The following is a 3,575-nucleotide window of genomic DNA, read 5'->3' on the forward strand; positions in this document are numbered from 1 at the left end:
AATTGACGGTTAGGAATGTCGAACTCAAGATGTTCAATATTCGAGTGGCCCTCTAATTTCATTCGGATTAGGTTTTCCTCCGAAGGGCAGTCCATCTTCGATATTTTAAAAGTTGTTTTATTCATAGCTACATTTATATCCGGGTGGTGGTTCAAAAAGTAGGCTGAAAAAAAACAGGCTGAGAAATTGATAAATAGTGAAATGCAAATGACACTATACATCAAATGCCCAGCCTGTCTAAGTGACAATATAAAGAAAAATGGTTTCAAAAGCTATACCCCAACAGAACCAGTTATCTCACCCTTCAAATTTATGAACAGACCACCTAAAACAGACCGCTATAATAGAACCACTTATAACAGACTATAATTCCTATCCATTTATCAACAGTATCACTCTTCAGCCATAGGCTTATCATTTAACTCGTATAAAAAATCAAACATAGCGCCAACACTGTCCTCGATACCTTGTCTTACTTTTATGCTAATTTGTTAGTACTTACTCATATCAATTAGACCATAAAAATAAGAAAAGGTTTCGCTAATGTCTACTGCTTCATCAACTGTTTTAGAGCCAGCTTGGTTTACGCGTCCAACCTGTGTGGTGGCCGCTGATTTGGTGGGTAAGGTGGTTTGTAGAAAGCTGATCGACAGCGACGGATCAGAAAAAGTTTTGCGAATGCGTATTTCTGAGACAGAAGCCTTTATTGGTCAAGATGACCCCGCCTGCCATTCACATGCAGGTACTCGAACGGCGCGCACAGAGATTATGTATGAGCAAGGTGGCGTGTTCTATGTCTATCTGACCTATGGCGTGCATCATATGCTAAATTTGATTAGCGGCTCTGTAGAGTCACCTGAATCGGTATTGATTCGCGCTGGGTTTTTGACTGATGATAGTGACCGTCTGATCGAAGAGCAACAACTCAGTCCGGATAAGCAATTTACACATCCTAAGCAGTTCGCAGGCCCTGGTAAATTGACCAAACGCTTGCAAATTGATCGCGATTTATATGGCAAGCCTATTTCGCCGACATCAGACGTTTGGATAGAAGATGATGACTGCCAGCCACCTGTATCACTACGCCCACGTATTGGTATTGATTATGCAGGTGATGCCAAAGACTGGCTGCTACGTTATATATGGACCGATCATCCTTCTTTATCTAAGAACTAGCAGATTGAGATTCAAAACCATTCTATGAGGTAAACCTATGTATAAGTTGACCGTTTTTATTCCTGATGCAGCGTTAGACCAAGTGAAATCTGCTCTGTTTACTGTTGGCGCTGGGAAGATTGGAAACTATGAGCAATGCTGTTGGCAGGTACAAGGAGTCGGTCAGTTTATGCCATTATCAGGTAGTACGCCGCACATTGGTACACAGGATAGTTTAGAAATGGTCGATGAATGGCGAGTGGAAATGGTGGTAGATGAAGCATTTATCGATGCTACCATTGCCGCGTTAAAAGAGGCGCACCCGTATGAAACACCAGCCTATGATGTGATAAAAGTCTTGGGTTTTTAGTCTTATATAGAAAAATATCAGCTTATGGAGTGTAAGACTTCTCATAAAAAAAACAAATAAGCCACTTAATGACTTATTTGGTTATAAAGTTTTTGATGTTCCAACTGAGTATTAATAGTGAATATTAGTATTTAAAAACTGATTAATCTTTCTTAAGCTTAATCACGTTGTAGCTTGGGTAGCCTAGCTCGATTTTATAATCGTCGCGTCCGCGCTCAGCCTTTATCTTAATCTTACGATCACCATTTTTATATTTGACGTCTTTGACGCGATATCCCATGCTACGGACTTTACTAGCAGCTCGTTGCTCGACAACGGAGACATAGCTGTCTTTGTCGTTCTTTTTGTCTTTATGTTTTTTATGGCCTTTATTGTCCTTATGAGTATGCTCGTAAAGGTCGTCATAGCCATTGTAGCCATTCGGCGCAGTCACACAGCCTGTGGTCACTGCCAATAAAGCTGCGACTATGCTGCCAGTCGCTACCGTTTTTAATGTTGAAAATGATAGAGTTTTCATAATGATTTCCTAGTAATATATCGTTGCTCAATATGGGTAAAAGCTAAACGTACCGAGGTAATTAGCTAAAAATGCTAAAAGTAATCAATCTTTTCTGACTTTGATCACATCTAAATTTGGATAACTCAATAGTATCTCGTACTTCTGTGAACCGCGTTTGGCCTCAATCTCAAAGACGCCGCGCCTGTTTTTTTCTTCAAGCTCGATATCTTCGACACGGTAGCCCATCGCTCTTACTTTGTTGATAGCACGGCGTTTGATAGCTGGGTAACGTGATTCTCTTTTAATAGTGTCTTCGACATCGCCTTTTTTATAGCGCTGACCATTTTGATAATTATCTTTATGCTTGTTTTCTTTATAGCGGTCATTATTCTTTTGCGACTTATTATTGTCCCAGTTATCTGGCCATGCTTTTTTGCTTGAGCTGATGAGTCTTAGGGTAGGGTAAGTATATTTTAGCTCGTAGGCTTGGTTGTTCTTTTTAGCATAAGCCGTAAGAGCTCGATCACCACGGTAACTATCAGCTCTGATATCTATAACTTGATAGCCTTTGCGGCGCAAGTCTTGTCGAAGCTGCTGACTTACGCGATTAAAATTATTGTTTTGGCTATTATTATCACCACGATAGACAGGCTGATTGTCATATCCTGGACCTACAACCGCACAACCCACTGTCGTACCCAATAATGCAACGACAGACCAGTAGATACAGTGGCCTTAATAGAGAAGGGTTTTATCGTTTTCATGAGGCAATATCCTATGATGGTATTAAGTAGGCGATATATGTTGGAAATATCTATATCTTCTATAACTATAAGATTTTAAAGGTATTCTGGCAAATTAAATTAGATCGTAATCAATAAGTATCTCTAGTGATTTATTTTTCGAAATATTTCCTTACATTATCTATAATAGAGTACAAAACTTTGCGCTAGGTGTCATTTGCGTTAATAAGTTGTAATAATTGTGGTAAGTAAAATATATTGTTGTAAGCATATGCTTACACGCAATGACGTTTACGCGACTTAACATACGAGTGAGAGTTAGGCATTATAGTCACACGGCATTAGGGAATGTGACTCAAGGATTGAGTTGACCGCATTAAGGATAATGATTCGATAACTAGCGTCAGGATGACAATAGCGATTGAAGTAAGGACACAGTCCCTTTGCTGATAGCAGCAAGTAATACTGAAGCTGTAGTGTAGTAAAAAGGGCAGGATGCCCAGTATCACAATATACTGAATATTTGTGCAAGGATGCATGAAAAGCAGTCGTGATAGGTAACATGGATAGTTAACAATAAAACCGCATAACAATTGATTGCTATGCGGTTTTATCGTGTCTGGAGAATGGTAATTTGTTTCTCCAATAGCTTATCTGTACAGTATAAATCTGCCATAAAAAAAGAGACCATCCCAGATTCTGTGTAACTGCCATTTAGATTAAATGCTTACTGATACGGTCATCAAACATAATCATAAAACGATTCAGAGCAGACGTCCAGTTACGGATTGGCATCGACCACTTTTTA

4 protein-coding genes and 2 pseudogenes are annotated in these 3,575 nt (G+C 39.4%); 3 read left to right on the plus strand and 3 right to left on the minus strand.

Annotation, left to right across the window (positions count from 1 at the left end; all coding sequences use genetic code 11):
- Window positions 1-125 (minus strand): annotated as a pseudogene (locus JMX63_RS14540) (cation transporter); the annotation flags it as partial.
- A 76-nt stretch (window positions 126-201) separates the two neighbouring features.
- On the opposite strand from JMX63_RS14540, the pseudogene JMX63_RS14290 reads away from it, so the two are divergent.
- The 3 genes and pseudogenes from JMX63_RS14290 to JMX63_RS14300 all read left to right on the plus strand — a co-directional run.
- Window positions 202-276, plus strand: a pseudogene (locus JMX63_RS14290) (IS1 family transposase); the annotation flags it as partial.
- 267 nt (window positions 277-543) lie between these two features.
- A complete protein-coding gene (locus JMX63_RS14295; protein ID WP_201573178.1) occupies window positions 544-1,176 on the plus strand; it encodes a DNA-3-methyladenine glycosylase in 633 nt (210 codons plus the stop codon).
- A gap of 37 nt (window positions 1,177-1,213) precedes the next feature.
- Window positions 1,214-1,525 (plus strand): NGG1p interacting factor NIF3, encoded by a 312-nt coding sequence (locus JMX63_RS14300; protein WP_102090888.1) that lies wholly within the window; start codon window positions 1,214-1,216, stop codon window positions 1,523-1,525.
- A 142-nt stretch (window positions 1,526-1,667) separates the two neighbouring features.
- Here the strand turns inward: JMX63_RS14300 and JMX63_RS14305 are convergent, their stop codons facing one another.
- Together JMX63_RS14305 and JMX63_RS14310 are read right to left on the minus strand one after the other, a co-directional pair.
- Window positions 1,668-2,042: a hypothetical protein gene (locus tag JMX63_RS14305; protein WP_102090887.1), complete on the minus strand. Its 375-nt coding sequence runs from the start codon at window positions 2,040-2,042 to the stop codon at window positions 1,668-1,670.
- A gap of 84 nt (window positions 2,043-2,126) precedes the next feature.
- Window positions 2,127-2,714, minus strand: a complete 588-nt coding sequence (locus JMX63_RS14310; protein ID WP_227673355.1) for a hypothetical protein — start codon at window positions 2,712-2,714, stop codon at window positions 2,127-2,129.
- Between the last annotated feature and the right edge of the window lie 861 nt (window positions 2,715-3,575).

It is taken from the genome of Psychrobacter nivimaris (assembly GCF_904846365.1).
Taxonomy (GTDB): domain Bacteria; phylum Pseudomonadota; class Gammaproteobacteria; order Pseudomonadales; family Moraxellaceae; genus Psychrobacter; species Psychrobacter nivimaris_B.

Excerpts from the sequence above, each read along its gene's own strand:
- JMX63_RS14295 (WP_201573178.1), top strand. The coding sequence starts at position 544 with ATGTCTACTGCTTCATCAACTGTTTTAGAGCCAGCTTGGTTTACGCGT.
- JMX63_RS14300 (WP_102090888.1), top strand. The coding sequence starts at position 1,214 with ATGTATAAGTTGACCGTTTTTATTCCTGATGCAGCGTTAGACCAAGTG.
- JMX63_RS14305 (WP_102090887.1), bottom strand. The coding sequence starts at position 2,042 with ATGAAAACTCTATCATTTTCAACATTAAAAACGGTAGCGACTGGCAGC.